A 26,279-nucleotide genomic window follows, 5' to 3' on the forward strand; every position below is an offset into this window, starting at 1 on the left:
TGATCGATGGGCGTCACGGGACCCCCCGGGCCGGTGATGGACCGGGACGAGGTCGACCGTGCGCTGGCGCGGCTCGGCGCGGAGCACGAGGCGATCGAGACCTCGCTCCTCGCCCTCCAGGACCACGCGGGCCGCAGGCTCCTCGAAGGCGCCGAACTCACCGGTGTCACCAAGGAGCGCTGGGCGTCCGCGGACGCGTCGATCACGCTGCTGTGGACGTACTTCGACGCGTACACGGACGCGCTGCGCGGCGCCCGCGACATCCGCTCGCGCCGCCGCTGGTCCAGCCGCGAGGACCTGGCGGAGCTGACGGAACTGCTGCGCGGCGAGTCGGTCACGGTGGCGGGCTCCGCCGCCGGCACGGCGGCCGCCACCGCCAACGCGCCCACGCTGCACAGCGCCGGCCGGCTCAGCCACAGCTTCTCCCTCAGCACCCTCGTCGACCGGATGAACGAGCTCTACGCGTCCTCGCTCGACATGGTCGTGACCGCCGACGCGGTGTGGTCGGCGCTGCCCGCCCGGATAGATTTACTGGCCGCGGAGCTCCAGCGCACCCGCCGGCTCGCCCACTCCGTCGGCGTCCGCCCGGGCGAGCACCCGGCGGGCGACGACCTCGAGCGGATCACCCACACCCTGACCTCCCTGCGCGAGCAGGTGGTGTCGGACCCGCTCGCCTTCTGGGTCCGCGCACAGGGCAGTTCGGCGCCGGGCGGCGGCCGTCCGGACACCACGGTGTACGACCGTGAGGCACGCGCCCTGGAGGACGTACGCCGCGAGATCGACGCCGTGCTGACGGTCCGCCAGGACGCCGAGCAGCGACTGGTGAAGCTGCGGGACACCCTCAGCCGGGCCGACCGGACGCTCGCCGAGGCGCGCACCGCGCGCGGCGAGGTGCTCGCGAAGATCGCCGCGACGGAGGTGCCGGTGGTCAGCGGCCCGCCGACCGTGCTCCAGGAGCAGCTCGCGACGGCCGCCGAGTACCGCAGGCACGCCCAGTGGCACCGCCTGTCCCCGCTCCTGGAGTCCCTGGAGCAGAAGGCGGAGGACGAACTGCTGCGCGCCCGCGAGTCGTTGACCGCGGTCACCCAGCCATTGGCGGTCCGCGCGGAGCTGCGCGGCCGTCTCGACGCGTACAAGGCGAAGGTCGCCCGGCACGGGCTCGCCGAGGACCCGTTCCTCATCGAGCGCTACGACGCGGCGCGCCGCATGCTGTGGAGCGCGCCCTGTGATCTGCGCGTCGCCGAACAGGCCGTCCTGCGCTACCAGCGGGCGGCAGCCGAACTGCTCACGGCACCGCGCGTGCCGGAGCAGGGCGGACCTCAGGACCGTAGGGGGGAGCAGTAGCCATGAGTCAGGCAGGGCAGGCGTGTCAGCGGCCGGGCTGCGAGGGGTCGTACGAGGATGTGGGCGGCGGCGAGCTGTACTGCGACACCTGCGGTCTGGCCCCGGTCGTCTCGTCCGGGGGTCCCGCCTCCGGGGGAGGCCTGATCGGCTCACCGCCGACCGGGGTGACCGGGGGCGGCAAGGGGTCGGCGGGCAGCGCCAGTTCACGCTCCAGCGCGCGCAGCGCCCGCAGTACCCGTACGTCGTCGCAGTCGTCGAAGTCGCGGCGCTCGGTGTCCGGGCGGCTGTCCCGGTCGCTCTCGGGCAAGTCGACGGGCCGTTCGGTGTCGGTGCGCAGCTCCGGCTCGACCGCCGGCTCCTCCGGGCGGGCCCGGCTCGGTGCCGGCCTGGTCACGGTGCCGCAGGTGCCGAGGCCCGACCCGCGCGGGATGGTGCAGGAGAATCCCGAGGTGCCGGAGCGCAAGCGGTTCTGCTCGCGCTCCGACTGCGGTGCTCCGGTGGGCCGTTCGCGCGGCGAGCGGGAGGGGCGCACGGAGGGCTTCTGCACCAAGTGCGGCCACCCGTACTCCTTCGTGCCGAAGCTGAAGGCCGGCGACGTCGTGCACGGCCAGTACGAGGTCGTGGGCTGTCTCGCGCACGGCGGGCTCGGCTGGGTCTACCTGGCGGTCGACCGCGCGGTCTCGGACCGGTGGGTGGTGCTCAAGGGCCTCCTGGACACCGGTGACCAGGACGCGATGGCCGCCGCCATCTCCGAGCGGCGCTTCCTCGCCGAGATCGAGCACGCCAACATCGTGCGGATCTACAACTTCGTCGAACACCTCGACCAGCGCACCGGCTCGCTCGACGGCTACATCGTCATGGAGTACGTCGGCGGCAAGTCCCTCAAGGAGATCGCCAACGACCGCCGCACTCCGCAGGGCAAGCGGGATCCGCTCCCCGTGGAGCAGGCGTGCGCGTACGGCATCGAGGCGCTCGAGGCGCTCGGCCATCTGCACAGCCGCAACCTGCTGTACTGCGACTTCAAGGTCGACAACGCGATCCAGACCGAGGACCAGCTCAAGCTGATCGACATGGGCGCGGTCCGAAGAATGGACGACGACGAGTCGGCCATCTACGGCACGGTCGGCTACCAGGGCCCGGAGGTCGCGGAGGTCGGCCCGTCGGTCGCGTCCGACCTGTACACGGTGGGCCGTACGCTCGCCGTCCTGACCTTCGACTTCCAGGGCTACACGACCGTCTTCGTCGACTCGCTGCCCGACCCCGACAACATCGAGGTCTTCCGCCAGTACGAGTCGTTCTACCGGCTGCTGGTCCGCGCCACCGACCCCGACCCGGCCCGCAGGTTCGCCTCCGCGCAGGAGATGGCGGAGCAGCTGACGGGCGTGCTGCGCGAGGTCGTCTCGCTCCAGAGCGGCCGGGCCCGGCCCGCGCTGTCGACACTGTTCGGGCCGGAGGTCAAGGTCACGGACACGGAGCTGTTCCCGAAGCCGACCGGCGAGGTGTCACGGCTGGGCGCGCGGGTCGCCGTCAAGTCGTCGCGGCTGTTCGGCGGTTCGGGCGCCGCGCCGGCCCTCACCCGCGGCGCGGGCCACGGGACCGCGGCATCCGGCGGCACCGCTCCCGCCCTGCCCGGCGTCGCTCCCGCCTTCGCCGGCGCCGCTCCCGCACTCTCCGGCGCCACTCCCGCCTTCGTCGGCGGCCCCGGGCTGCCGGGTGCCGGCGGTGTCGCGTCGCCCGGCGCAGGAAGCACCGGCGCCGGGAGCACAGTCGCCGGGAGCACCGTCTCCCCCGGCCTCGTGAAGACCGTCCCCGCGCCCGCTGCCGCGCTCGCGCTGCCCGTTCCGCACGTCGACGCCACCGACCCCAACGCGGGTTTCCTCGCCGGCCTGCTGGCGTCCGCGCCGGCCGAGCTGATCACGGCTCTCGCGGCCGCGCCCGCACCGTCGGTCGAGACCCGGCTGCGGCAGATCCGCGCCTGGCTGGAGAACGGCGACCACCAGGCCGCCCTCATGTCCCTCCAGAAACTGGAGGGCGAACGGCCCGACGACTGGCGGGTGGTCTGGTACCGGGGCGTGACCTCGCTGGTCACCGGCGACCACGAGGGCGCCGCGCTCGCCTTCGACGCGATCTACGACGCCTTCCCGGGCGAACCCTCGCCCAAGCTGGCGCTCGGCCTGTGCGCGGAGGTGCTGGGGCAGCTGGACAACGCCGCCGAGTACTACCGCCTGGTGTGGTCGACCGACCCGAGCTATGTGAGCTCCGCGTTCGGCCTGGCCCGCGTGCAGCTCGCGGCCGGGGACCGCCGCAGTGCCGTACGGACGCTGGAGTCGGTGCCGGAGTCCTCCATCCACTACACGGCGGCCCGGGTGGCGGCCGTGCGGGCCCGACTCCGGGAGCGGACCGCCCTCGCCTCCGACGTACCCTTCCTGGAGGACCTCACCGCCGCCGCGGCCCAGGTCGAGGCGCTGGACGCGTACGGTCTGGATCCGACGCGGCGCGAGCAGTTGTCCGCGGAAGTCCTCGGCTGTGCCCTCGACTGGATACTCTCCGGTGGCCAGGGCGCGGGCTCGGCCGCCCGGGTGCTGCTCGGCAGCGAACTGGACGAGCGGGGGCTGCGCTTCGGCCTGGAGCGCTCGTACCGCACGCTGGCCCGGCTGGCGACCGGCGGCGAGGAAAGGATCGACCTGGTGGAACGTGCCAATCGTTACCGCCCCCGGACGTGGGTGTAGTTGATGTCCCAGATGCCCCGGCAGGCCGCCCTGCCGCCGTGTCCGAGCTGCGCTGAGCCGCTCGACGCGGCTGACCGTTTCTGTGGTGCGTGCGGATACGACCTGTCCGCCGTACCGTCGCGCCCGGACGACCACCCGACCCTCACGATGAACGGCTCGGCCCAGCCGGCCCCCGCGCAGGCCGCGGCGGGACCGACGGGGCCGACGGTGAGCGGCACGGCCGTGCCGGGTGCCGCCCTGAGCGGTATCACCGCGAACGGTGCCGGTGTGAGCGGTGCCGGTCCGAGCCGTGCCGGTGCGAGTGGTGTCGCCGCTGCGGCACTGCCGCCCCAGTCGGCCTCGGGAGTACCGGTGCCGCAGGGTTCCGGTGCGTCGGTGCCGCAGGGTCCCGGTGTGCCGCCGTCGGGTCCCGCCGCGCCGGTGCCGCCGGCCCCCGGCGCCCCGCTCCCGTCGGCTCCCCCCGCTTCCGGTGCCTCCGGTGTCACCGGAGGCGCCGGCGTCTCCGGCGTCCGGTTCGACCGGCCCTCGGAGCCCGACGAGTACGCCCTCCAGGCGCCGGACCCCCGGGTGGCCGCCGAGGCCGCCGTGGTGGCCGAGACCGCCCAGGTGTGCGTGGCCTGCCGGGCGGGCCGGGTCGACGACGACGGGTACTGCGAGAACTGCGGGCACGCCCAGCCGCGCGAACGCGACCACATGGAGCTGGAGTCGGGGCCTTTGGCCGCCGTCAGCGACCGTGGTCTGCGCCACCACCGCAACGAGGACGCCTTCGGCCTCGGCCGCACCGCCCTGCCCGACGGCTCCCCCGCGCTCGTGGCGATCGTCTGCGACGGCGTGTCCTCCGCGACCCGCCCCGACGACGCCTCCCTCGCCGCGTCGAAGACGGCACGGGAGTCGCTGCTGGCCGCGCTGCCACAGGGCACTCACCCGCAGCAGGCCATGCACGAGGCGATCGTCGCCGCCTCGCACGCGGTCAACGCGCTGGCCGACGAGCCGGCCACGGCCCGTGAGCACGCCCCGCACCAGAACGCCCCGGCCTGCACCCTCGTCGGGTCCATCGTCACGCCAGGGCTGCTCGTCGTCGGCTGGGTCGGCGACAGCCGCGCCTACTGGGTCCCGGCGGACCGCAGTTCACCCCCGGCCCGGCTCACCGAGGACGACTCGTGGGCCGCGCAGATGGTCGCCGCGGGCCTGATGAGCGAGGCGGAGGCCTACGCCGACGAGCGCGCCCACGCGATCACCGGCTGGCTCGGCGCCGACGCCTACGAACTGGAGCCGCACACCGCGTCCTTCAAGCCGGACCGGCCCGGCGTGGTGGTGGTGTGCACGGACGGCCTGTGGAACTACGCGGAGGCGGCCGAGGAAATGGCCGAGGTCCTCCCGCCGGACGCCTCCGCCCGCCCTCTGCACAGCGCACGCGTCCTGGTCGGCCACGCCTTGGACGGCGGGGGCCACGACAACGTAACAGTGGCCGTCGTGCCGTTCCCCGCCCCCGCACAGGGGGCAGGATCGGCCTGAGGCCGCAAACAGGGAAACACCGGAAAACACGGGGAAACACGGGAAACACGGGAAGCACGGGGAAGCACGCGTACGGACCGGTGGGGACCGGTCCGTATTCAGACATCGCCCCGCGAACGTGGGGTTTTCGAGGGGGATTTGAGTAGGCATGGCCAATTTCTCGAAGTCGAACGTGCCGCAGTTCTCGGTGGACGTCTATCAGAACGAGTACCTGCCGGAGGGCGGCCGCGAGGTCAACGCGATCGTCACGGTCACCGCCACCGGCGGCGGCACGGTGGGCAGCGCGGCAGCCGCGCCGCACCTGTACTCGCCGAGCCAGGGCCCGTCCGCCGCCGTGGCGATCATGGTGGACTGTTCCGGCTCGATGGACTACCCGCCGACCAAGATGCGCAACGCCCGCGACGCCACCGCCGCCGCCATCGACACCCTGCGCGACGGCGTGCACTTCTCGGTGATCGGCGGCACCCATGTCGCCAAGGAGGTCTACCCGGGCGGGGGCCGGCTCGCGGTCGCCGACGCGACCACCCGCGAGCAGGCCAAGCAGGCGCTGCGCCGGCTGAGCGCGGGCGGCGGCACCGCGATCGGCACCTGGCTGCGGCTGGCCGACCGGCTGCTGTCGACGGCGGACGTCGCCATCCGGCACGGCATCCTGCTCACCGACGGCCGCAACGAGCACGAGTCGCCGCAGGACCTCAAGGCCGCCCTCGACGACTGCGCCGGCCGTTTCACCTGTGACGCCCGCGGCGTGGGCACCGACTGGGAAGTGAAAGAAGTCACAGGGATCGCCTCCGCCCTGCTCGGCACCGCCGACATCGTCGCCGACCCGGCCGGCCTCGCCGCCGACTTCACGCAGATGATGGAGACGGCGATGGGCAAGGAGGTCGCGGACGTCGCGCTGCGCCTGTGGACCCCGGTCGGCACCGCCATCAAGTTCGTCAAGCAGGTCGCGCCGACGGTCGAGGAGCTGACCGAACGCCGTACCGAGGCGGGCCCGCGCGCGGGCGACTACCCCACCGGTTCCTGGGGCGACGAGTCCCGCGACTACCACGTGTGCGTCGAGGTCCCGGCCGCGAACGTCGGCCAGGAGATGCTCGCCGCCCGGGTCTCCCTGGTCATTCCGCAACCGGACGGGACGGTCCAGAACCTCGGCGCGCAGGGTCTCGTGCGGGCCGTGTGGACCGACGACATGTCCGCCTCCACGTCGATCAACCCTCAGGTCGCGCACTACACGGGCCAGGCCGAACTGGCACAGGTCATCCAACAAGGGCTGGACCTTCGCAAAGCGGGCGATATGGATGGAGCAACGGCCAAACTGGGCCGGGCCGTTCAGCTCGCGAGCGCCTCGGGGAACGGTGATACTGCGAAACTGCTTGCGAAGGTGGTGGACGTGGTCGACGCCACGACAGGTACTGTGCGACTGAAGGCGAAGGTCACGGACGCCGACGAGATGACGCTCGAGACCCGGTCCACAAAGACTGTTCGTGTAAAGAAGTGACCTGAACGCGCTTTTGGGACACCGAAGGAGAGAGGGGGACGCGCCGACATGCCGACCTGCCCGAACGGACACCAGTCGGGTTCCGACGACTGGTGCGAGGTCTGCGGTCACCGCATGGCCGGTGCCGTACCTCCGCCCCCTCCCCCGCCGCCCCCGCCCGCCGGCGGCTACGGCTTCCCGCCGCCCCCGCCCGGCCAGGGCGGCCAGCCCGGCCAGCCCGGCGGACGGCACCTGTCGTCCGTGCCGGACCACGAGCCCGAGCTCTGCCCGCAGTGCCGTACGCCCCGTGAGGGCGGTGCGCCGTTCTGCGAGGAGTGCCGGTGGAACTTCCTGACCAACACGGCCACCTCGTACACCCCGGCCGCCCCACGCCCACCGGCGCCGGGCCCCGGCGCGGGTCCGGGCGGTCCGGGCGGTCCGGGCGGTCCGGGCGGTCCGGGTCCGGGTGGTCCCGGCGGTCCTGGCGGTCCCGGCGGGCGTTTCCAGCCGCCGCCTCCCTCCTACGGGGGCAGTGACTCGTTCGAGTACCAGAGCTCCCGCCCGTCCCAGATGAACCGTCCCGCCGAGCCGATCCCGCCGTTCGGCGGCGAGCCGTCGGGCCCGGGCGGTCAGGGCGGTCAGGGCAGGCACGGTGGACAGGGCGGTCCGGGCGGTCCGGGCGGTCCTGCCGGTGGTCCGCCTCCGGGCGCCTACGGGAGGGACCCCTCCGGCCAGGGCGGCGACCCCTTCGGGCGCGAGCCGTCAGGCCCCGGCGGCCGTCCCCCCGGCCCGCCCGGCGACCCCTTCGGGCGTGAGCCGTCGGGTCCGCCCTCGGACCCCTACCGACGTGAGCAGACCGGACAGGCCTCCGATCCCTTCGGGCGCGAGCCCGGCGGTCCCGTCGGCGACCCCTTCGGTCGCGAGCCGTCCGGTCCCGGCGGCCGTCCCCCGGGTCCGCCCGGCCCCGGCCCCGGTGGCCCGTCCGGCTTCGGCGCCGACCCCTCGCGGCCGGTTCCGCCGCCGCCCGGGCCCACACCCACGGCCGGTCCCGGCATACCGGGCCAGGGCGGCTTCGGCGGCGGCCAGAACGACCCCAGGAACCAGGGCGGCCCCGGGGCTCCGCAGGCCTTCCAGCCGTCCGGCCCGCCGGCCCAGCCCGGCTTCCCGCAGGAGACGGGCCGTCCACAGCCCGGCGGCCGGCCCTTCGGCGGCGCCGACGACGACTGGGTGATCTCCCCGCCGTCGAACACGGGCCCCGGCCAGGGCGCGCCCGGCGGCCCCGGTGGCCCCGGCCCGGCTCAGGGCGGCGGTGGCTACGGCTACCCGCAGCCCGGCGCCACCCAGGCACCGCCCCCGCCCGGCCCCGCCTACCAGCAGCAGCCGGCCACGTGGTCGGTGACCATCGGCCCGGACCGCGCGTACTTCATGGCGATGATGCACCGCTCGGGCCCCGAGGCCGCGGGGCTCAACCTGCCCGCGTACTCGCCCGAGCAGCAGCGCACGCTCACCGGCAACCAGTTCACCATCGGCCGCCGCCGCCACTCCACCGGGGAGACCCCCGATCTGGACCTGTCGGTGCCGCCGGAGGACCCGGGCGTCTCGCACCAGCACGCGGTGCTGGTCCAGCAGCCGGACGGCAGCTGGGCGGTCGTCGACCAGAACTCGACGAACGGCACCACGGTCAACGGCTCGGAAGAACCGATCCAGCCGTTCGTCCCGGTGCCGCTCCAGGACGGCGACCAGGTGCACGTCGGCGCCTGGACGACGCTCACGATCCGCCGCGGCTAGTCCTCGAAGAGGCCCGGACCCGACGGACCCGACAGATCTGACGGACCCGACGAACCCGGCAGGGGCCACGCGTACGGCCCCTCCGGTTCGTCGAGCCACGCCCACGCATGCTCGGCGCCGACCGTGATGCCGTACCGCTCCCGTCCCGGCATGCCCTCGCGCTCCCACAGGGCGGACGCCTCGTGGGGGTCGAGGGTGCCCCGGGTCAGGGCCAGCAGGAAGCGGAACAGGTCGCTCTCCCTGGCCCGGTGCGGCACCCCGGCCAGTGCCACCGGCTCCGGCTCGGGCCGGTCCGACCCGCGCAACGGCACGAAGTAGGCCGGAGTCTCCAGGAAGTGGCCCTCGGCATGTCCGGCGTCCCGGACGGTCAGCGCGATCAGCCCGGTGGCCAGCGGCGCCAGGATCAGGGCCCCGGGGGCGCACTGGGCGAGCCAGGCGCGCGGGATCGACGCCAGCGTGCAGGTCGCGATGATCCGGTCGAAGGGGGCGCGTTCGGGCACCCCGCGCGCCCCGTCCCCGGTGACGACGGTGGGCCGGTACCCGACGTCGTCGAGGTGCCGGCGGGCGGACTCGGTGATCTCCGGATCCAGGTCGACGGTGGTGATGTTCGCGTCGCCGAGCCGGTACGACAGCAGCGCCGCGTTGTACCCGGTGCCCGCGCCGATCTCCAGCACCCGGTCGCCGTCCTCGACCCGCAGCTCGGCCAGCATCAGCGCCATCAGCGAGGGCTGGCTGCTGGAGGAGAGCAGTACGCCGTCGCGCAGCCTGGTGGCCAGCGGGGCGTCCTCGTACGCGCCCCGCACCCAGCGCTCCCGGGCACGGGGGTCCGGGCTCCCGCCCCAGCGCCGTTCATAGCCGCCGACACCGCCGACGTAGTAGTACGGCACGAAGAGGTGGCGCGGGACCGCCGCGAAGGCCTCCGCCCAGCGCGGATCGGCGTCGAAGGCCCCGCTCGCCTCGATCTCGCGCAGCAGCACGGCCCGCGCCGATGCGGCGAGGTCTGCCAGCTCCTTGTCGAGTGCGTCCGCGCTCATGACTCCACTGTGCGGTGCGCGGCCCCGGGAAGCGAGCTGCTGGCAGGGCCGGAGGGGCCGGTCCTAAGCCTCAAGTCCTCCGTCTCCCGGTCTGAGACCATGGGAGGCGTGAAAGAGATTCGGCGCGGCACGCTTCAGGAGCAGACCTTCTACGAGCAGGTCGGTGGGGAGGAGACCTTCCGCCGGCTGGTCCACCGTTTCTACGAGGGAGTCGCCGAGGACCCGATCCTGCGGCCCATGTACCCGGAGGAGGACCTGGGTCCGGCCGAGGAGCGTTTCGCGCTGTTCCTCATGCAGTACTGGGGCGGTCCGACGACCTATAGCGAGCACCGCGGTCACCCGCGTCTGCGGATGCGGCACGCCCCCTTCGTCGTGGACCGGGCCGCGCACGACGCCTGGCTGGCGCACATGCGGGTCGCGGTCGACGAGCTCGGTCTGTCCGAGGAGCACGAGCACACCCTGTGGAACTACCTGACGTACGCGGCGGCATCGATGGTGAACACCCCGGAGTAGGCCGCGACGGGGGGACGAGCCGAGGCATGACGTGGCATGACGGGGCCGAACCGGGGGCATGACGGGGAACGGACCGGGGGCATGGCAGGGGACGAACCGGGGGCATGGCAGGGGACGAACCGGGGGCATGAACGGGGCCTGGCGCCGCGGACGACGAGCGTCAGCGCACGCTGACGTCGAGCATCCCCAGCCGCCCCGCCCGCCGTACGGCGATCGACCCGTACGGTGTGCGCAGCCGCAGCCACGCGCCGAAGGAGAGCAGTTTCAGCTCCTCCGAACCCGTGGAGGGCCGAAGGAATCCGAGCGACTGGGCCGCGTGCACGGCGCGCACGGGAAGCCCGGTGTCCCCGACCGTCCGGGACCAGATCTCCCGACCGATCCGGTCGAGTTCGGCCCGCGTCCGCAGCTCGGCCGTCAACTCCTCGGTGCGGGAACGGAATTCGGCGACGGCCGCACCGACCATCGCGCGCAGCGCGTCCGCGGCGGGCAGCCCCGCCTCGGGCTGCCATCCACCGCGCGGCGGCAGCACACCGGCCCACGGAGGCCCGGTGACGGCCGCGGGAACGGCGGCCGTCGCGGCACTCTCGTCGACGGACTCCAGCAGCTCCCCCGCCGACACGGTCACGTCCAGCGTGACGTCGAGGCCGTTCTCGTACGGCTTGGCCAGCCGGACCGCGCGGATCGCGAGCACCTCGAAGGAGGGCGGCCGGCCGAAGACGGCCAGCGCGGTGCCGGCCGCCTGGAGCCGGACCGCCGCTCCACGGTCGTAGTGGAGCAGCCGGGAGAGGAAGGCCGCGACATCCGCCGCCTCCCCCTCGTCGGCGAGGTGGAGCACCGTCATGCTGCGACGGCCTCCTCGTCGTCGTCCCGGTACTCGGCGAGGAAGTCACGCTCCTCGGCGGTGATCCGGCGCGGCCGCTGCGCCTCGAAGTCGAACGGCACGATCACCGTGGAGGCGGTGACATAGACCTGGTCGCCGTCCTTCACCTCGTAGGCGATGGTGAAGGACGCGGCCCTGATCTGCGTGATCCACAGTTCGATGTCGACCGGGGAATGCCGGTGGACGAGCTGCCGCTTGTAGTCGATCTCGTGGCGCGCCACCACGGACCCCTGCTTGAAGTCCTTGTCCGGGCGGAACAGGAAATCGATACGGGCTTCCTCCAGATAGCGGAGGAAGACCACGTTGTTGACGTGGCCGTACGCGTCCATGTCCGCCCAGCGCAGTGGGCAGCGGTAGATGTGCCGCAAGATCGATCAGCCCCGGGTCAGCTTCTTGTAGGTGGCGCGGTGCGGACGCGCGGCGTCCGCACCCAGCCGCTCGATCTTGTTCTTCTCGTACGACTCGAAGTTGCCCTCGAACCAGAACCACTTGGACTCACCCTCGTAGGCGAGGATGTGAGTGGCGACCCGGTCGAGGAACCACCGGTCGTGGGAGACGACCACGGCCGCACCCGGGAACTCCAGCAGCGCGTTCTCGAGGGAGGACAGCGTCTCGACGTCGAGGTCGTTGGTCGGCTCGTCGAGGAGGAGCAGGTTGCCGCCCTGCTTGAGGGTGAGCGCGAGGTTGAGGCGATTGCGCTCACCACCGGAGAGCACACCGGCCGGCTTCTGCTGGTCGGGGCCCTTGAAGCCGAACGCGGAGACATACGCGCGGGACGGCATCTCCACCTGCCCGACGTTGATGTAGTCGAGCTCGTCGGAGACCACGGCCCACAGCGACTTCTTCGGGTCGATGTTCTCGCGGCTCTGGTCGACGTACGAGATCTTGACGGTCTCGCCGACCTTGATGGACCCGGAGTCGGGCTCCTCGAGTCCCTGGATCATCTTGAAGAGGGTGGTCTTGCCGGCGCCGTTCGGGCCGATGATCCCGACGATGCCGTTACGCGGCAGCGTGAAGCTGAGGTCGTCGATGAGCACCTTCTCGCCGAAGGCCTTGGAGAGGTTGCTGACCTCGACGACGATGGAGCCCAGGCGCGGGCCCGGCGGGATCTGGATCTCCTCGAAGTCCAGCTTCCGCATCTTGTCGGCCTCGGCCGCCATCTCCTCGTAGCGGGCGAGACGCGCCTTGGACTTGGCCTGACGCCCCTTGGCGTTGGACCGCACCCACTCGAGCTCCTCCTTCAGACGCTTCGCACGCTTGGCGTCCTTCTGCCCCTCGACCTTGAGACGGCTCGCCTTGGTGTCGAGGTAGGTGGAGTAGTTGCCCTCGTAGGGGTGGGCGCGACCGCGGTCGAGCTCCAGGATCCACTCGGCGACGTTGTCGAGGAAGTACCGGTCGTGGGTGACGGCGACGACGGTGCCGGGGTACTTCGCGAGGTGCTGCTCCAGCCACTGCACGGACTCGGCGTCCAGGTGGTTGGTGGGCTCGTCGAGCAGCAGCAGGTCGGGGGCCTCGAGCAGCAGCTTGCACAGCGCGACGCGGCGGCGCTCACCACCGGAGAGGTTGGTGACGGGCCAGTCGCCGGGCGGGCAGCCCAGGGCGTCCATGGCCTGCTCCAGCTGGGTGTCCAGGTCCCACGCGTTGGCGTGGTCCAGGTCCTCCTGGAGCTTGCCCATCTCGTCCAGCAGCGCGTCGGAGTAGTCGGTCGCCATCAGCTCGGCGACCTCGTTGAAGCGCTTGAGCTTGCCCATGACCTCGGCCGCGCCGTCCTGCACGTTCTCCAGAACGGTCTTGGACTCGTCGAGCGGCGGCTCCTGGAGCAGCATCCCGACGCTGTACCCGGGCGACAGGAACGCGTCACCGTTGGAGGGCTGCTCGAGCCCCGCCATGATCTTCAGAACGGTGGACTTACCGGCACCGTTAGGTCCGACCACACCGATCTTCGCGCCGGGCAGGAAGCTCAGCGTCACGTCGTCAAGGATGACCTTGTCGCCGTGTGCCTTGCGTGTCTTGCGCATGGTGTAGATGTACTCAGCCAAGAGAAACCGTCCGGCAGCTTGAAATCTGGCAGTGGGCAGATACACCCCATCTTGCCTGAGGTCCAGCCCTGGGTGTTAACCCATTCGGCCGGGGATGGCTGACCTGGGGTTTCGGCGTAGACGGCTGTGGCGCACCTGTCATCACCGGTCGCTGATCAGTGGCCACGGTCACCGCCGCACGGCCCAGAGACAGCCCGGAGACGGCCCGTCCGAGGGTGCCGCTCCCCTCCCCAGCCGGTCTATCGTGCCGCTGTGACCAGCGCAGCGGAGCGTCCCCTTCTCTTCCTCGACGTCGATGGTCCACTCATCCCGTTCGGGACGTCTCCCGACCACCCACAGGCCGCCGCTACCGGCGCCCCGACGCCTGCCGATCAGGGAAACCCACTGCTGGAGCGGCTTGACCCCGGGATCGGGCCGCGTCTCCTGGCCCTGGGCTGTGACCTCGTATGGGCCACGACCTGGATGGAGAAGGCGAACGAGGTGGTCGCCCCACGGATCGGGCTCCCGAACCTGCCCGTGGCCGATTGGCCGGACACCGCCGCCGATGCCGGGCCAGACCCACGCGGCCTGCACTGGAAGACCCGCCGCCTCGTCGAGTGGGCCGCCGGCCGACCGTTCATCTGGGTCGACGACGAGATCAGCTCCATGGACCGCCTCTGGGTCGCTGCCCAACATCCCGGGCCGTCGCTGCTCCACCGCGTAGAACCGGCCCGGGGCCTCACAGACGCGGACCTCTCCGCGATCACCGATTGGCTCGACCTCGTCACGCCGAGATGAGCACCGCTTCCGCGCCGTCGATTTCAGCGGACCCGTGGCGGCGCGGGGCGGTGACGAGGAGGCGTTGTGATGCGGATCGGGTTCTTGCCCGCTGTTGTCCGCAGAAGCGATGCTCTGAGCCATGACCACGATGCGCGGGCCCTTCGACGGCGTGCCGCTGGATGAACTCTTCCCGCGCGTCGACGATCTCGGTAGGCAGCGCATGCGCCGAGCGGTGGCTGTGGTGGATGCCGTGCGCCCCACAGACCAAACGCCCGAGTGGGAATGGTGGCCGCACCACATCGACTTCCCTGGTCCAGGCGTTGGCATCCCCGAGATACTCCTGACGGAACTCTCGCTGTATGACGATCGCGTCGACTGGTTGTCGATGGCGATCGATGTGGCGTGGACTCCGGCCGGCCGCCTGAGAGTCTGTGCCGCAGTAGAGGTGGCGTGCTGGTGCGTGAAGAACCACAACACTCACTACGCGCCGAGCCTTGGGATCCCTGTGCGCGACGGTGTTTCGCTGGAGGCGGCTTTCGAAGCCGCAGCGCAACAGCTGACGAAGTGGCTCGAAGAGCCCTGGGACCCCGAACATTGGAGGGCTCGGGCCAACCTGCCGCAGCGGTTTCGGACTGCCGGCGAGGGTGGGCCTGAGCGCTGAGCTTGGGAAGCTCGGGTTTCTACGGCTGGTTGCAGGGTTGCCCTGAGGGCGGGCCTGCGACTTGGTCGAGGTGTATATACGCCCCCGTCCGGCGTCGTTGATGTCAGCCGTCGATGTCACTGGCCTGATTAGGGAGCGGAGGTGGGGTCCACTCCAGTCCCTCCCTGGCGAGAGTCGCCAGGATCCATGCTTGGCCGGCCGGACCTGCCACAGCCCAGGTCCAGGCCATGGGGCGCTGCTGCTTGCGCCAAAACGTCCACCGGGATTCTCGTCTCGCGCCCATGGCAATGTTGTGAACAAGGTCGGCAAGCCAGGCGATGCATGCGACGTAGTCATCACCGGGCCAACTGGCCAGCGGCTTGTGCCGTCGTGCCATGGCTCGAATCTCGATCACAGCGCAGTAGGTCAGCATGGCCATTGCCGCCTGGTCGTCAACGCGTCGATCCTTCGCCATGAGGCCCTCCAGCTTGCTGATGCGGCGGGCACCCTAGCGTGAGGTCGACGAAGCCACGTTGGCCGGCACCTCGCACCGGGGTCTGCACACACGGCTCCGGGGGCCCAGTGCGCGTCAGACGTTTGAGCCTGCTGCCCGCGTCAGGTGCCGTGCCGTCAGGACGCGAGGAACTGTGCTGCTCGCGAGCGGTCATGAGCCACGAGGTTCCCGGCAGGTCGTCCCCGCCTGCCGGGACCTCGGCGCGCTGCGGTTGTGGTCGGGTCAGTGACGGGGTTCGTTCTCCTTGCGGCCCACGAGCAGGAGGGCCGCTCCGCCGATGACCACCAGGCCGATGGCGGTGCCGGCGATGAGGGGGGTGGCGCTGGTGCCGCCCGTCGCGGCGAGGTTGGTGTCGTCGGTGGTGGAGGTGCCGCCCACGGTGGCCGGGCTCGGTTCGCTGAGGGTCTGGGTGGTCAGGCCGGCGATCTCGTCGGCCTGGGTCTCACAGTCCAGGACGCCGGTGAAGCGGCTTTCGACGCCTTGCGGGCCGTTGATCGTGAAGGCGTAGGCCTGGTCCTCCTGGAGCGGGATCGTCACCGTCTGGGACGCACCGGCCGGGATGGTGTACTCGGTCCCCATCAGCTCGAAGGTGAAGACCTGGTCGCCCTGGTTGACGGCCGTGATGTCCACCCCGGTCTTCGCGCAGTTCTTCGCCGCGGACAGTGCCGGTATGGCGCCCTGCTTCGCCCAGGTCGCGCTCGCCGTCGCCGACACCGTCGACTCGCTGGAGCCGGCCAGGATCTGGGTCTGGCTGCGGCTCTCGGAGGTGAAGGCGCGGCCGACGGGGACGGTGGTCGAGGCCTGGACGGTCAGCTCGGCCGAGCCGTCGGCCGAGTCGGCGGGCACGTCGAAGAACAGTTGGCTGCCGTCCGTCACGGACGTGACCACCTTGCCGTCCTTGCCGACGATCCGTACGCCGCTGGTGGCGGCGTCCAGCGGAGGCGTCACCGTCACGCCGCTGGCGTTGGTGTGCACGGTCACCGGGCCGAGGAGTTCGCCGGGGTGACCGGAGACGGCGGGCGCCTCGAGGGTGAGCGACGCCTCGGGCTCCGCCACGGTGCGGGCGGCCTTCTGGAGGTAGTCAGCGAGCCGCTCGGCCTGCGGGTCGACGGCGTCGACGTCCGCGCCGTCCGAGTAGCGCCAGATGGCCACCTGGGTGCCGGTGGCCGCGTCCTGTTCGGTGAGACCGCCGTCGATGCCCGCCTTGTCCGCGAGCGAGGCCAGGTCGTTCACCTGGGGGTAGGAGTGCTGAAGGATCCAACGGATGCGGCCCGCGTCCTTGTTGGCGCCCAGCGAGGTGCCGCTCCAGGGTGTCTCCTGGTACTTGGCGTCCTTCTGCGTGGGGTTGTAGAGGTCGACGCAGTAGGTCTGCAAGGTGCCGCCGCCCTCGACGGACATCTCGAACAGGCCGGCCGAGACCTCCTGGTCGCCGCCGTCGGCGTGGATCACCGCGGCGCCGTAGGTCTTGAGGCCACCTATCGTCGCGGTGGCACCGCCCTGACTCTGCGTCACCTCGGCGGCGGCGGCCGTACCCGCGCCGGCGATCACACCGACGGTGAAGAGGCCGGACACCAACGCCGCCGCGGCGAGGCGGACCGCCCCTCGCCCGCGCGCGAACGGCGCCGAGAATGAACAAATCACGCAATTCCCCTTCGAGCAGGACCCGTTGATGTGGGGGGTACGGGTCCCACCAGCAGAATCAGAAGCCCCGTGAGCCACGTCCGGCATCCTAGAGACGTCGCGCACCGCACTTACTGGTCATCTCATCGGATCGCCGATCCGACTCGGAATCGTTATCCCCAAGATCGTCCCGAGGTCCGGCTTATCGACAAATACACTTGGTCGCTCGAAGTGCATGCGTCGATAAGCCGCAGTTCGGTCGGCGTCGGCGCGGCAAAGACCTTGACACTCCGTCACCACTCCGTCGCATGACATCGCGCCTCGCACCGCCCGCACCGCACCACGCCTCCCCGTCCTGCCCCTCAGCTCACGTCACCGCCACCGGCTCGCGACGCCGGCTCTGCGGGGTGTCGGGCTCCGGCTCGGCGGCATCGGCGGCCGGCGTCTCCCAGTTGGGCTCGGGGCGCGCCGGTGCGCCGACGGCCATCGGCTCGGGTCGGCCCGAGCGCCGGAAGGCGGAGGTGCCCCGCGAGATGTCATGGCCGATCGCCACAGCGTCGATGTCCGCCGACGTCCAGCTCTGCTGTCCCTCGCGCGACTCCGTACGCACCCTCAGCCTGCCCTGCACCATCACCGGGTCGCCGACGTTCAGCGAGGCCGCCGCGTTGGTGGCCAGTTGCCGGTTGGCCCACACCGTGAAGAAGTTGGTGTGCCCGTCGGTCCAGGTGCCCTTCTCGCGGTCCCAGTAGCGCGAGGTCACCGCCAGCCGGAACCTCGCCGACGCGCCCGCCGCCAGGTCCCGGTAGACCGGCTGCGTCGCCACGTTGCCGACCGCGCAGACCATCGTCTCGTTCATCGTGAACCCCTCCTCGCCGGACGGTCGACCCGCCCGGATACACGTACGGGCCCGTCCCGCACGGCTGCGTCCGCCGTGACGACCGCGGCCTTCACCGCGTACCGTCACCGCCCTCACGGCGACCGCATCCGTCGCGATCACCGCGAAGCCAGACTGCCTCCGTCGGACCGAGCCCGCCGAGCGCTGTGGACCACCCACCGCCTGTGGAAAACTCCACCACCCGGACGAGTGATCCACGCCCCTCTCCCTGTGGATCACCCCATGTGGATCACTCCTCGTAATTCACTCCTCGTAGATCACCCACAGCGCCTCACCGCGCGGCGGCCCCCACCCCCGTGACCCGCCCGTACTGCTCCCGGACCTCCCGGTACCGCAGCAGTTCCGCGGCGACGGGATCCAGTACGCGGGCCCGGCCGCACCCGGCCGCCGCCTCCCGCAACCGGCGCTCCGCGTCCTGCCCGTACCGCCGGGCCGGTCCCCGTGCCGCCAGTCGGCAGCTCCACTCGACGAGCGGGCCGCCGATGATGCCCGTCACCATCAGCAGCACCGGAACCCCGAGGTTCGGCGCCATCACCCCGACGATCTGTCCGAGCAGCCACAGCCCGCCGACCACCTGGAGCAGGGTCATGGACGCCTGTGCCAACACGGCCACCGGCCACCAGCCCGGCCGCGGCGGCCGGCCCGGCGGCAGGCCGGCCCGCGCCGCCAACTGGTCCAGCGCCTCGGGCAGCCCCTGGGCACCGCGTACGGCCGCCTCCCGCACGGCCTGCGCCCACGGAGTGGGCAGCCCCGCCGAGGCCCGCTCGGACACCGTGCGCACCGCCTGTTCGACGCGTTGCCGTGCCGTGGCCTCCTCGTCGGCCTGGGCGCGGACCGGCAGCCGTCCGGTGGGAGGGTCGCGCCGGTCCTGTTGCCACCGCCACAGCCGCAGCCACGGCGTCCCGCACGCCCTGCCCGCGTTGCGCAGCCAGGCGCGTTCGGCGGCCTCGCCCGCGGCGGTGGCGCCCACGGCGTCCGCCAGACGGTCCGCGAACTCGTCCCGCGCCTCCTCGCTGAGCCCGGTGCGCCGCCCGGTGGCATAGACGGACCGCAGCCGCCACGCGGCGGCGTCCACGTCGGCGGCGATCCGCCGCGCCGCGGCGCCGCGCTCCGTGACGAACTGGCCGAGCACTTCGCGCAGTTCCCCGATGCCGTCGCCGGTGAGCGCGGACAGGGCGAGCACGGTCGCGCCCGGTTCGCCGTACTCGCCGAGGGCGACGCCGTCCTCGTCGAGCAGGCGTCGCAGGTCGTCCAGGACCAGCTCGGCGGCCTCGCCCGGCAGCCGGTCGACCTGGTTGAGGACGACGAACATGACCTCCGCGTGGCCCGCCATGGGCCGCAGATAGCGCTCGTGGAGGATGGCGTCGGCGTACTTCTCGGGGTCGACGACCCAGATGACGGCGTCGACGAGCGCCAGAACGCGGTCGACCTGCTGCCGGTGCTGCACAGCCGCCGAGTCGTGGTCGGGCAGGTCGATCAGGACGAGCCCGCGCAACTGCGCCTCCGCGTCCTGACTCTGCACCGGCCGCCGGCGCAGTCGGCCCGGGATGCCCAGCCGGTCGATGAGGGTCGACGCGCCGTCGCTCCAACTGCACGAGATGGGTGCGGAGGTGGTCGGACGGCGTACGCCCGTCTCCGAGATGTTCACTCCGGCGAGGGCGTTGAACAGCTGCGACTTGCCGCTGCCGGTGGCGCCCGCGATGGCGACGACGGTGTGCTGACCGGAGAGCCTGCGCCGGGCCGCCGCCTCGTCGAGCACCCGGCCGGCCTCGGCGAGCGTCCGGCTGTCGAGCCGGGTGCGGGAGAGCCCCACGAGTTCCCGCAGCGCGTCGAGCCGGGACCGCAGGGGCGCGTCGTACGTGAGCGGGGTCGAGGGCAGGGCGTTCCCGTCGCCTCCACCGACCCGGGTCTCCATGACGGCGGCCTGCTCGGCGGCGGAGGCCTCGCTCACACGGCGGGCGATGAGCCCGTCGTCCCAGGCCCCGGCGGAGTCCGCACCCGGGTCCGCACCCAAGTCCGCACCCAAGTCCATACCGGGTTCCGTACCGGTTTCCGAACGGAGTTCCGAATGGGGTTCCCTGCGGGAGGGCGCGTGTGGGCCTGTGCCGGGGGCCGTACGAGGGGCGGTGACCCCGTCGGCGTCGGGTACGCGCGCGTGGACGGCCTCCTCCTGCGCGTGGGGTTCCTTCGCGGGCGCCTTCGCGGGCTTCTTCGCCGTACGGCCGTCCTCCGCGTCCGCGCGGCCCTGCCCTTGCGCCTGCGCCTGTTCCCCGGCTTCCGGGTTCTCCCCCGACCCCGGGCCGCTGTTCTCCGTCCGCTCCGAATCCCTGCTGTCCCTACCGTCCCTGCTGTCCCTGCTGTCCCTGCTGTCGTTGTCGATCTGGTCGTTGGCGATCTGATCGTTGTCGGTCTGGTCGTTGTCCGTGTGGTCCTGGTCAGTGACGGCGGTCACCGGTCACCTCTCCTTCTGAAGTACGGACAGCGCGGCGATGAGTTCGGCCTGGGGTTCGGGGTGGACTTCGAGCCCCTCGAGGGGCTCGAGGCGCCGCTCACGTTCGGTGTGCAGCACGCGGTCGAGGTGTTCGGTGAGCAGCCGGCCGGCACGGTCGCGCAGCCGCAGCGCCCCGTGGGCGCCGATCCGCTCGGCGAGCCCCTCACCGGCCGAGCGTGCCCTGCGGCCGCCCAGCAGGGCGGTGGCGACGAGGGCGGCGACCGACTCCGGATCGGGCGCGACACCGCGTTCGAGGCCGCGGACCTCGTCCTCGGCGTACTCCTCGAGCTCGCGCCGCCACCGTCGTACGGCCAGGCCGATCCGGTGCTCGGTGCTCTCCGGCGAGGCCTCCCGGTCCGTCAGCTCAGGTGCGTCCGAAGCCGGTTCGCGCCGCCAGGCGTCGTCGACGCGCTCGTCGGCGGCGGTGACGGCGCACAGCAGGAGGGTGCCGAGGCTCTCCACCAGGGCGTCGAGGAGTTCACCGGCGGTGCAGTCCAGTGGGAAGGCCCGCCAGCGTTTGAGCGCGTCACCGGCGAGCACGGCGCCGCTCTGTAGACGGCCCCGCACGCGCGTGTACTCGGTGTCGTACGCCGTGTCGACGGCCGAGGTGAGGCGCAGCGCGGCGGCGTGCTGCGAGGCGGCGGCGCCCGCCAGTTCGGGCATCCGGGCCTTGAGGGAGTCGAGGACGCCCTGGGCCGTGCGGGCCAGTGCGTGGCGGCGGGAGCCGGGGTCCTGGACGTGGTGGACGAGCCAGTTCCGCAGCGGCGCCACGGCGGTGGCCGGGAGGAGCCCGCCGCCCCAGGCGGACTCGGGCAGTTCGGGCACCGTGAAGCGCGGTACGTCGCCCAGCCCGGCCTTGGTGAGCAGCGCGCCGTACTGCCGGGACACCTCGGAGACGACCTGGTGGGGTACGCGGTCGAGGACCGTCACGAGCATGGCGTCGTACTCCTTGGCGGTGCGGAGCAGGTGCCAGGGCACGGCGTCGGCGTATCGGGCGGCGGTCGTGACCATCACCCAGATGTCGGCGGCGCAGATCAGTTCGGCGGCGAGCACGCGGTTTTCGGCCACGAGGGAGTCGATGTCGGGTGCGTCCAGGAGGGCGAGGCCCGGCGGAAGGGTGTCTGCGGTCTCGATCCGCAGCACGTGTCTGCCGTCCTCGCCGGGCAGCAGCAGGTCGTCCGCGGACTCCTGATGGGGCGCCCACACGCGCGTGAGTCGCGGCAGCACCCGCATGCCGCTGAACCAGTGATGGTCCTCCGGATGGCACACGAGCACCGGAGTCCGTGTCGTCGGTCGCAACACGCCCGCTTCGCTGACGCGCTGGCCCACCAGGGAGTTGACGAGAGTCGACTTGCCGGCGCCGGTGGAGCCGCCCACGACGACCAGCATCGGCGCGTCGGGCTGCTTGAGCCGGGGCACCAGGTAGTCGTCGAGCTGGGCGAGCAGTTCGTCGCGGTTGGCACGCGCGCGTGGGGCCCCCGCCAGGGGAAGCGGGAAGCGTGCGGCGGCGACACGGTCGCGCAGGGCGGAAAGTGCGTCGAGCAGCTGAGGCCGTACGTCCAAGGTCACCACATGCGAAGAATGCCCAATTTTAGGGGATTTATGAAGCATATAGGCATGTCTGCGCGCCGATAGGACACAAGGGACGGAAGGTACGACTGGGACAGAGGCACAGCGCAGGCATAACGAGTGCACAACACCCGTGGCCCGGGACGCGAAAAGCGATGCACGATTCGCACCTGCCTGCGATTATCAGGACCGCTTCACTGAACCTCCACATTGAGCCACGGAGGCGAAGCAACCGGGACAAGGAACCGGGAGCCCTATCCTTGTCCCCGGCAACGTCACGGATCAGCCCACACCCGGGCAGCACGTACGAGGCCACCACACCCGGCCCCCGTAGCTCAGTGGATAGAGCAGGCGCCTTCTAAGCGCTTGGCCGCAGGTTCGAGTCCTGCCGGGGGCGCAATCACCCTCTGACCAGCGCAAACGGGTCGAGGGCTTTTTCATGTCCAGTTCGTACAGTGCATATAGACCAAGCGCCTTCACCTGGTTACCGTTCCGGGATGAGCGATCGCACCGCGTACGACCTCGGCCCTCTCGCCTCTTCCTGGGCCCGCTCCCTGCGCGCCCGCAACCTCTCGGCCAACACTCAGCGGATCTACGCCCGCGCCGCGGGCGACCTCCGCGAGTTCCTCCTCAGCTACGAACCGGAGGACGGTGACGCGCGGCCGGCGCCGACCCAGCTCGAGGGCGCGCACGGCATCCACCGCGAGCACCTCGAGGTACACCTCACGCGCCTCAGGGAGCGGACGTCCCCCGGCAACGCACACCAGCACTTCCGCAGCCTGAAGACGTTCTTCAACTGGCTCGTCGACGAGGAGGAGATGGATCGCTCCCCCATGCGCACGATGAAGGCCCCGGCCCTGCCCGAGGTCGAGGTGCCGATCATCCCGGACGACGCGCTGAAGAAGCTGCTGGGCGTCTGCAAGGGGACGGCGTACAAGCAGCGTCGGGATACCGCGCTGCTGATGATGTTCCTCGACACGGGGGGCCGTTTGGCCGAGGTCACGGAGCGCATGCAAGTCGCACTGGACCTGGACCTGATGGTCCTGCACGTGCAGGGCAAGGGCGGCCGCGAGCGTCCACTGCCGTTCGGTCGGGCTACGGCCGTGGCGATGGACCGGTACCTGAGGGCAGCTGGCAAGTACCTGGAGCGCGAGCTGCTGCCGGGTGACCCGCTGTGGTTCAGCGTGAAGCGCCGTGAGGCCATGACCGTGTGGGGCGTCGGGACGATGATCGAGAACCGATGCAAGGAGGCCGGCATCCCGCACATCCACCCGCATCAGTTCCGGCACACGTTCGCGCACCTATGGAAGGTGAACGGGGGGAACGAGGATGCGTTGATGCGGATCATGGGGTGGCGGTCCCGGCAGATGCTGTCGCGGTACGGCGCGTCCGCAGGCGAGGAACGGGCGCGGCAGCAACACCGGGACCTGAGCCCTGGCGATCGCCTGAAGTGACGCGTAGGGCGGAGCTAGTGCCCCGCCTCTCCGTCGTCGTCGGGACCCTGCCGTCGCGTCCAGCGCCGGGTGTCGACGCTCTCCTGGAACAGCTGGGTGAGGCTGGCGGCGACCTCATCCGGCGGGCGGCTGAAATCGATCGCCAGTCGGAACTCGGTGCGGCTGTCCTTCAACGCGGCGGGAGACCTGCCCCCGAGATCCGCCGCGTAGACGTGCACCTGCGGTACTTCCAACTCGACCCCCATTCCACGTACGTACGAGGGCAGCGCCGTTCGCACGTACGTTCGACCTGCACGAGGTTCGATCACTGTACGCGCCACAAGTGCAATCAGACAGTCACCTGATTGGCTGAAGTTAAACCATGTGTTGCATGGAAAGCAGCAGGCCAGGAGCGATTACTGCGAGTCAGGTTCACCCTCGGGGTTGTCCAGAACCCGCCTTGCGGACTCCAACTCCTGTGGCGTTGCGCCGACTTCATGGGCGACGCGCACCACAACGTCGTCGTCGCCCGCCTCGGTGCTGAACGGGTCAGTCACCTCGATCCCGATGTACTGCTGGATGGCCGCCACCCGAACGCGGCCGAGATCCACACCGATGCCGGCGGCGATGGCGCGCAGGACTTCCGGGGTGACCTTGATCTGGTGGCCCCGGGCGACGTTCTCGGCGGTGGACTTGCTGATACGGCGGCCGGTGACGGGGTCGACGGCCTGCTCTTCGAAGGCGCGGAACGTCATGCGGCGTCCCCGGCCTACGTGCTCCTGCACCAGGCGCGTGAGCGCATCCTCATGATCCGGCATTCGCCCTCTCCCTTACCAACTGTCCACGTTGTCACTGTGGTGTCAGCGGAACGTCCCAGCCTGAGGGGCGTTAGGCAACCCTCAGCGTGTGGACAGTCATTGTCCACGACCGTGGACAGACGGCGCCACCGGTCCCCGCGTCTTTGGCCGACTCCTTGCCGAAAGCGTGGACACCCCTTGTCCAGAAAGCTGGACAAGCTCTGTACTAGGTGCCATGCTCCTCGTGTCCAGAAACGTGGACGCGAACGGAGAACCGTGGACTACCGCTACCGACTGCACTCCGGTGACCTGCTGAGACGTCTGATGGACGACCACTCGGCGGAGGAACCGGGAAGCACCCGCGAACTGGCCGATGCTGTCGGACTGAGCAAGAGCAAGGTGGACGCGCTTGTCCACGAGACTCGGCCAACCGTCAGCTCCGCCGAGGCGCGGCGGGTAGCGCACGCCTACAACCTCCCCCCGCGCGCTCTCTTTCATCCGGTGTCCATGTCCATGGACATGGACACTGACCCCCTCACACGCAAGGAGGCCTCCCGTGCCGACGGATATGAACCCGCAGGAGCGATCGCTCCGGGCCCGTCTCGCCGTGCACAAGAGCTGGGCGAACACGCTCGACCCGAAGAGCCGCACGGCCAAGGCGCGTGCCGCTCGGGCCGCCCGGTTTGAGGCCAAGGCCCGCGAGCTCCACCCGGGCGCGACGCCCGAGCAGATCGCCCGCGTCGCCGAGCACCTCAAAAAGGCGCACTACGCGGCAATGGCGCTCGCCTCGGCAAAGGCCCGTCGTGTGAGGAAGCAGGCGGCGCAGCCCGCCGCCTGATCCGCCCCTGAACGCCGAAGGGCCGTCAGACCCTGCCCGGTCCGAACGGCCCTCGCACGACGCCAACCTCACCACTGAGAAATGAGGTTCACGTGGACCAGGCTAAGGCCACCACGCCCACCCCGACCACCATGCAGGCCGACGCCCGCGCCTCGTACGACCGTGCCACGGCGCTCGCCGCCCGGCTCGTCGACCGCTCCCGCGTCCTGCCGATGTCCGTGGACGTCGCCACCTTTGGCGGCCCGTACATCGTGCGGCTGCACTTCGGCCCGGGCCTCGAGGCCGGCCGCGCCGTCCTCGACATCGCCAGCACCGCCGACGGCGACGCCGTCCGCGACGAGGCCGCCAGCTGCACCGGCGACTGGATCGAGTGCCGCACGGTCATCGACGGCGTCCCGGTCGTCGCCCGCGCCCTGCTCACCAAGGCCCACGCCGACGAGCTGATGCAGCAGACGCCGCCCACCCCGGCCGCGCCCGCCGCGCAGCCCGTGCCCCTCGCCGCCAGCGCCCTCGCCCGGCCATGACCCGCTCGACGTCGCGCGTCGCGGTCATCGCCCGCGTCCTGCGCGGCGAGCGGCCCGTGCGGCAGCTGCTCGCCTGCGAGTTGCGCGGCCAGGTCGTGCAGCTGCTCGGGTACGGCACCACGGATCCGACCTGGACGGCCACGCCCGAGCTGCTCGCCGAGGCCATCGACGCCGGCCTCACCCGGGCCGAGCGCGAGGAGAAGGACACCCCCGCCGGGGCGCCGTCCACTGCTCACGCCCTGGTCCTCGAGGCCGACGGCCTCGACCTGGTCGGCGTCTGCCAGTGCGGCCGGCGTATCGGCCGCGCTCCGCTGGCCCGCTCCGTCGACGGCCTGGTCGGCCTGTGGCAGCGCCACACCGACCAGGCCGACCGCGACGCCGCCGCATGGGCCGACGCCCTCACCGCCCTGCCCAACACCCGTCCGATCGGAGCGTCATGACCGCCCGCACCCTCCCGCACGACCCCTACATCGTCGCCGTCCTGGGCGCGCTCACCGCCGCGGGCCTGGAGCCTGACGACGTCTGGACGTCCGACGCCGAGACCGACCCGTACGAGGCCGGGCCCGACGCTGGCTGCACCACGATGCTGAACGCGGTCATCACCTGGGACGACGAGACGGACGACGACTCCGGCGGCCTGCTGCTGCTCTGGGACCACCCCGCCGAGCAGTGGCAGTACGCCCGCCCGCGCGCCGAGGGTGGCAACACCGAACCGGAGTTCCTCGAGCGCCTGGGCCGCTGGTCCGACCCGGCCGCGGTCGCCGCCACCGCCCGGGCCCTCCTCGCCGGTACGCCGCTTCCCGACGGACACGCCCCGTACTGGCACGAGGCCGACGCGGTCCGCGTCGCGGTCGACGCCTGGGCCTCCGAGGAGCACTGACCG

The 26,279-nt window shown here is 71.6% G+C and carries 25 protein-coding genes and 1 tRNA gene; 14 read left to right on the plus strand and 12 right to left on the minus strand.

Features of this window, described 5'->3' with window-relative positions:
• Positions 1-6: 6 nt before the first annotated feature.
• Positions 7-1,344: a hypothetical protein gene (locus tag G9272_RS16585; protein ID WP_171397298.1), complete on the plus strand. Its 1,338-nt coding sequence runs from the start codon at positions 7-9 to the stop codon at positions 1,342-1,344.
• 25 nt (positions 1,345-1,369) lie between these two features.
• On the opposite strand, the gene G9272_RS46405 is transcribed toward G9272_RS16585, so the two are convergent.
• The gene (locus G9272_RS46405; RefSeq protein ID WP_437184276.1) at positions 1,370-1,738 is read right to left on the minus strand and encodes a hypothetical protein; all 369 of its coding nucleotides are present in this window, start codon (positions 1,736-1,738) and stop codon (positions 1,370-1,372) included.
• A gap of 10 nt (positions 1,739-1,748) precedes the next feature.
• On the opposite strand from G9272_RS46405, the gene G9272_RS16590 reads away from it, so the two are divergent.
• The 4 genes from G9272_RS16590 to G9272_RS16605 all read left to right on the plus strand — a co-directional run bounded on the left by G9272_RS16590 (position 1,749) and on the right by G9272_RS16605 (position 8,850).
• The gene (locus G9272_RS16590) at positions 1,749-4,073 is read left to right on the plus strand and encodes a tetratricopeptide repeat protein (RefSeq protein ID WP_437184277.1); all 2,325 of its coding nucleotides are present in this window, start codon (positions 1,749-1,751) and stop codon (positions 4,071-4,073) included.
• 3 nt (positions 4,074-4,076) lie between these two features.
• Positions 4,077-5,588, plus strand: coding sequence for a PP2C family serine/threonine-protein phosphatase (locus G9272_RS16595; protein WP_171397300.1), 1,512 nt, complete (start codon positions 4,077-4,079; stop codon positions 5,586-5,588).
• 148 nt (positions 5,589-5,736) lie between these two features.
• Positions 5,737-7,083: a vWA domain-containing protein gene (locus G9272_RS16600; RefSeq protein ID WP_171397301.1), complete on the plus strand. Its 1,347-nt coding sequence runs from the start codon at positions 5,737-5,739 to the stop codon at positions 7,081-7,083.
• A gap of 48 nt (positions 7,084-7,131) precedes the next feature.
• Positions 7,132-8,850: an FHA domain-containing protein gene (locus G9272_RS16605; protein ID WP_171397302.1), complete on the plus strand. Its 1,719-nt coding sequence runs from the start codon at positions 7,132-7,134 to the stop codon at positions 8,848-8,850.
• On the opposite strand, the gene G9272_RS16610 is transcribed toward G9272_RS16605, so the two are convergent.
• Positions 8,847-9,884 (minus strand): methyltransferase domain-containing protein, encoded by a 1,038-nt coding sequence (locus tag G9272_RS16610; RefSeq protein WP_171397303.1) that lies wholly within the window; start codon positions 9,882-9,884, stop codon positions 8,847-8,849. The genes G9272_RS16605 and G9272_RS16610 overlap by 4 nt on opposite strands.
• A 99-nt stretch (positions 9,885-9,983) precedes the next feature.
• Between G9272_RS16610 and G9272_RS16615 the strand changes: the two genes are divergently transcribed.
• Positions 9,984-10,397, plus strand: coding sequence for a globin (locus tag G9272_RS16615; protein WP_171397304.1), 414 nt, complete (start codon positions 9,984-9,986; stop codon positions 10,395-10,397).
• Between the two features lie 160 nt (positions 10,398-10,557).
• Here the strand turns inward: G9272_RS16615 and G9272_RS16620 are convergent, their stop codons facing one another.
• From G9272_RS16620 to ettA, 3 genes are read right to left on the minus strand one after another with little or no spacing between them, the layout of a single operon-like run.
• On the minus strand, positions 10,558-11,238 hold the full coding sequence (locus G9272_RS16620; protein ID WP_171397305.1) for a hypothetical protein: 681 nt from the start codon (positions 11,236-11,238) through the stop codon (positions 10,558-10,560).
• The gene (locus G9272_RS16625; RefSeq protein WP_171397306.1) at positions 11,235-11,645 is read right to left on the minus strand and encodes an acyl-CoA thioesterase; all 411 of its coding nucleotides are present in this window, start codon (positions 11,643-11,645) and stop codon (positions 11,235-11,237) included. Before G9272_RS16625 ends, G9272_RS16620 begins: the two co-directional genes overlap by 4 nt.
• A 6-nt stretch (positions 11,646-11,651) precedes the next feature.
• Complete coding sequence (gene ettA, locus G9272_RS16630) at positions 11,652-13,316, minus strand: energy-dependent translational throttle protein EttA (RefSeq protein WP_171397307.1); 1,665 nt, start codon at positions 13,314-13,316, stop codon at positions 11,652-11,654.
• A gap of 252 nt (positions 13,317-13,568) precedes the next feature.
• Here ettA and G9272_RS16635 point away from each other — a divergent pair, with 252 nt between their 5' ends.
• Together G9272_RS16635 and G9272_RS16640 are read left to right on the plus strand one after the other, a co-directional pair.
• Entirely contained in the window at positions 13,569-14,093 is a 525-nt protein-coding gene (locus G9272_RS16635) for an HAD domain-containing protein (protein ID WP_171397308.1), read from the plus strand.
• A gap of 121 nt (positions 14,094-14,214) precedes the next feature.
• On the plus strand, positions 14,215-14,736 hold the full coding sequence (locus G9272_RS16640) for a hypothetical protein (RefSeq protein WP_171397309.1): 522 nt from the start codon (positions 14,215-14,217) through the stop codon (positions 14,734-14,736).
• Positions 14,737-14,839: 103 nt separating this feature from the next.
• Here the strand turns inward: G9272_RS16640 and G9272_RS16645 are convergent, their stop codons facing one another.
• The 5 genes from G9272_RS16645 to G9272_RS16665 form a co-directional block, all read right to left on the minus strand.
• Entirely contained in the window at positions 14,840-15,190 is a 351-nt protein-coding gene (locus tag G9272_RS16645; protein WP_171397310.1) for a hypothetical protein, read from the minus strand.
• A 261-nt stretch (positions 15,191-15,451) separates the two neighbouring features.
• Positions 15,452-16,870, minus strand: a complete 1,419-nt coding sequence (locus tag G9272_RS16650; protein ID WP_171397311.1) for a TQXA domain-containing protein — start codon at positions 16,868-16,870, stop codon at positions 15,452-15,454.
• A gap of 346 nt (positions 16,871-17,216) precedes the next feature.
• On the minus strand, positions 17,217-17,705 hold the full coding sequence (locus G9272_RS16655; RefSeq protein ID WP_171397312.1) for a single-stranded DNA-binding protein: 489 nt from the start codon (positions 17,703-17,705) through the stop codon (positions 17,217-17,219).
• Between the two features lie 310 nt (positions 17,706-18,015).
• Positions 18,016-20,196, minus strand: a complete 2,181-nt coding sequence (locus G9272_RS16660; protein WP_171397313.1) for a YfjP family GTPase — start codon at positions 20,194-20,196, stop codon at positions 18,016-18,018.
• Positions 20,197-20,199: 3 nt separating this feature from the next.
• On the minus strand, positions 20,200-21,807 hold the full coding sequence (locus G9272_RS16665) for a dynamin family protein (protein WP_171397314.1): 1,608 nt from the start codon (positions 21,805-21,807) through the stop codon (positions 20,200-20,202).
• Positions 21,808-22,128: 321 nt separating this feature from the next.
• Here G9272_RS16665 and G9272_RS16670 point away from each other — a divergent pair.
• Together G9272_RS16670 and G9272_RS16675 are read left to right on the plus strand one after the other, a co-directional pair.
• Positions 22,129-22,201: transfer RNA gene (locus G9272_RS16670), tRNA-Arg, on the plus strand.
• A 100-nt stretch (positions 22,202-22,301) separates the two neighbouring features.
• Positions 22,302-23,258 (plus strand): tyrosine-type recombinase/integrase, encoded by a 957-nt coding sequence (locus G9272_RS16675; RefSeq protein ID WP_171397315.1) that lies wholly within the window; start codon positions 22,302-22,304, stop codon positions 23,256-23,258.
• 14 nt (positions 23,259-23,272) lie between these two features.
• Here G9272_RS16675 and G9272_RS16680 read toward each other — a convergent pair whose 3' ends face one another.
• Together G9272_RS16680 and G9272_RS16685 are read right to left on the minus strand one after the other, a co-directional pair.
• Positions 23,273-23,503 (minus strand): hypothetical protein, encoded by a 231-nt coding sequence (locus G9272_RS16680; RefSeq protein ID WP_171397316.1) that lies wholly within the window; start codon positions 23,501-23,503, stop codon positions 23,273-23,275.
• A gap of 150 nt (positions 23,504-23,653) precedes the next feature.
• A complete protein-coding gene (locus G9272_RS16685) occupies positions 23,654-24,055 on the minus strand; it encodes a hypothetical protein (protein WP_171397317.1) in 402 nt (133 codons plus the stop codon).
• A 535-nt stretch (positions 24,056-24,590) separates the two neighbouring features.
• Here G9272_RS16685 and G9272_RS16690 point away from each other — a divergent pair.
• The 4 genes from G9272_RS16690 to G9272_RS16705 all read left to right on the plus strand — a co-directional run bounded on the left by G9272_RS16690 (position 24,591) and on the right by G9272_RS16705 (position 26,276).
• Entirely contained in the window at positions 24,591-24,872 is a 282-nt protein-coding gene (locus G9272_RS16690; protein ID WP_253267834.1) for a hypothetical protein, read from the plus strand.
• 92 nt (positions 24,873-24,964) lie between these two features.
• The gene (locus G9272_RS16695) at positions 24,965-25,396 is read left to right on the plus strand and encodes a hypothetical protein (RefSeq protein WP_171397318.1); all 432 of its coding nucleotides are present in this window, start codon (positions 24,965-24,967) and stop codon (positions 25,394-25,396) included.
• Positions 25,393-25,836 (plus strand): hypothetical protein, encoded by a 444-nt coding sequence (locus G9272_RS16700; RefSeq protein WP_171397319.1) that lies wholly within the window; start codon positions 25,393-25,395, stop codon positions 25,834-25,836. Before G9272_RS16695 ends, G9272_RS16700 begins: the two co-directional genes overlap by 4 nt.
• The gene (locus tag G9272_RS16705) at positions 25,833-26,276 is read left to right on the plus strand and encodes a hypothetical protein (RefSeq protein ID WP_171397320.1); all 444 of its coding nucleotides are present in this window, start codon (positions 25,833-25,835) and stop codon (positions 26,274-26,276) included. The genes G9272_RS16700 and G9272_RS16705 overlap by 4 nt, the downstream gene beginning before the upstream one ends.
• Positions 26,277-26,279: the final 3 nt, after the last annotated feature.

The sequence above is a fragment of the Streptomyces asoensis genome, assembly GCF_013085465.1.
GTDB lineage: Bacteria > Actinomycetota > Actinomycetes > Streptomycetales > Streptomycetaceae > Streptomyces > Streptomyces cacaoi_A.

Bases quoted from the DNA above. Each gene is read 5' to 3' on its own strand.
- G9272_RS16605 (WP_171397302.1), top strand. From the start codon at position 7,132: ATGCCGACCTGCCCGAACGGACACCAGTCGGGTTCCGACGACTGGTGC.
- G9272_RS16685 (WP_171397317.1), bottom strand. From the start codon at position 24,055: ATGCCGGATCATGAGGATGCGCTCACGCGCCTGGTGCAGGAGCACGTA.
- G9272_RS16610 (WP_171397303.1), bottom strand. From the start codon at position 9,884: ATGAGCGCGGACGCACTCGACAAGGAGCTGGCAGACCTCGCCGCATCG.
- G9272_RS16640 (WP_171397309.1), top strand. From the start codon at position 14,215: ATGACCACGATGCGCGGGCCCTTCGACGGCGTGCCGCTGGATGAACTC.
- G9272_RS16705 (WP_171397320.1), top strand. From the start codon at position 25,833: ATGACCGCCCGCACCCTCCCGCACGACCCCTACATCGTCGCCGTCCTG.
- G9272_RS16620 (WP_171397305.1), bottom strand. From the start codon at position 11,238: ATGACGGTGCTCCACCTCGCCGACGAGGGGGAGGCGGCGGATGTCGCG.
- G9272_RS16700 (WP_171397319.1), top strand. From the start codon at position 25,393: ATGACCCGCTCGACGTCGCGCGTCGCGGTCATCGCCCGCGTCCTGCGC.
- G9272_RS16585 (WP_171397298.1), top strand. From the start codon at position 7: ATGGGCGTCACGGGACCCCCCGGGCCGGTGATGGACCGGGACGAGGTC.
- G9272_RS16675 (WP_171397315.1), top strand. From the start codon at position 22,302: ATGAGCGATCGCACCGCGTACGACCTCGGCCCTCTCGCCTCTTCCTGG.
- G9272_RS16680 (WP_171397316.1), bottom strand. From the start codon at position 23,503: ATGGGGGTCGAGTTGGAAGTACCGCAGGTGCACGTCTACGCGGCGGAT.
- G9272_RS16615 (WP_171397304.1), top strand. From the start codon at position 9,984: ATGGGAGGCGTGAAAGAGATTCGGCGCGGCACGCTTCAGGAGCAGACC.
- G9272_RS16645 (WP_171397310.1), bottom strand. From the start codon at position 15,190: ATGGCGAAGGATCGACGCGTTGACGACCAGGCGGCAATGGCCATGCTG.
- G9272_RS16600 (WP_171397301.1), top strand. From the start codon at position 5,737: ATGGCCAATTTCTCGAAGTCGAACGTGCCGCAGTTCTCGGTGGACGTC.
- G9272_RS16595 (WP_171397300.1), top strand. From the start codon at position 4,077: ATGTCCCAGATGCCCCGGCAGGCCGCCCTGCCGCCGTGTCCGAGCTGC.
- G9272_RS16655 (WP_171397312.1), bottom strand. From the start codon at position 17,705: ATGAACGAGACGATGGTCTGCGCGGTCGGCAACGTGGCGACGCAGCCG.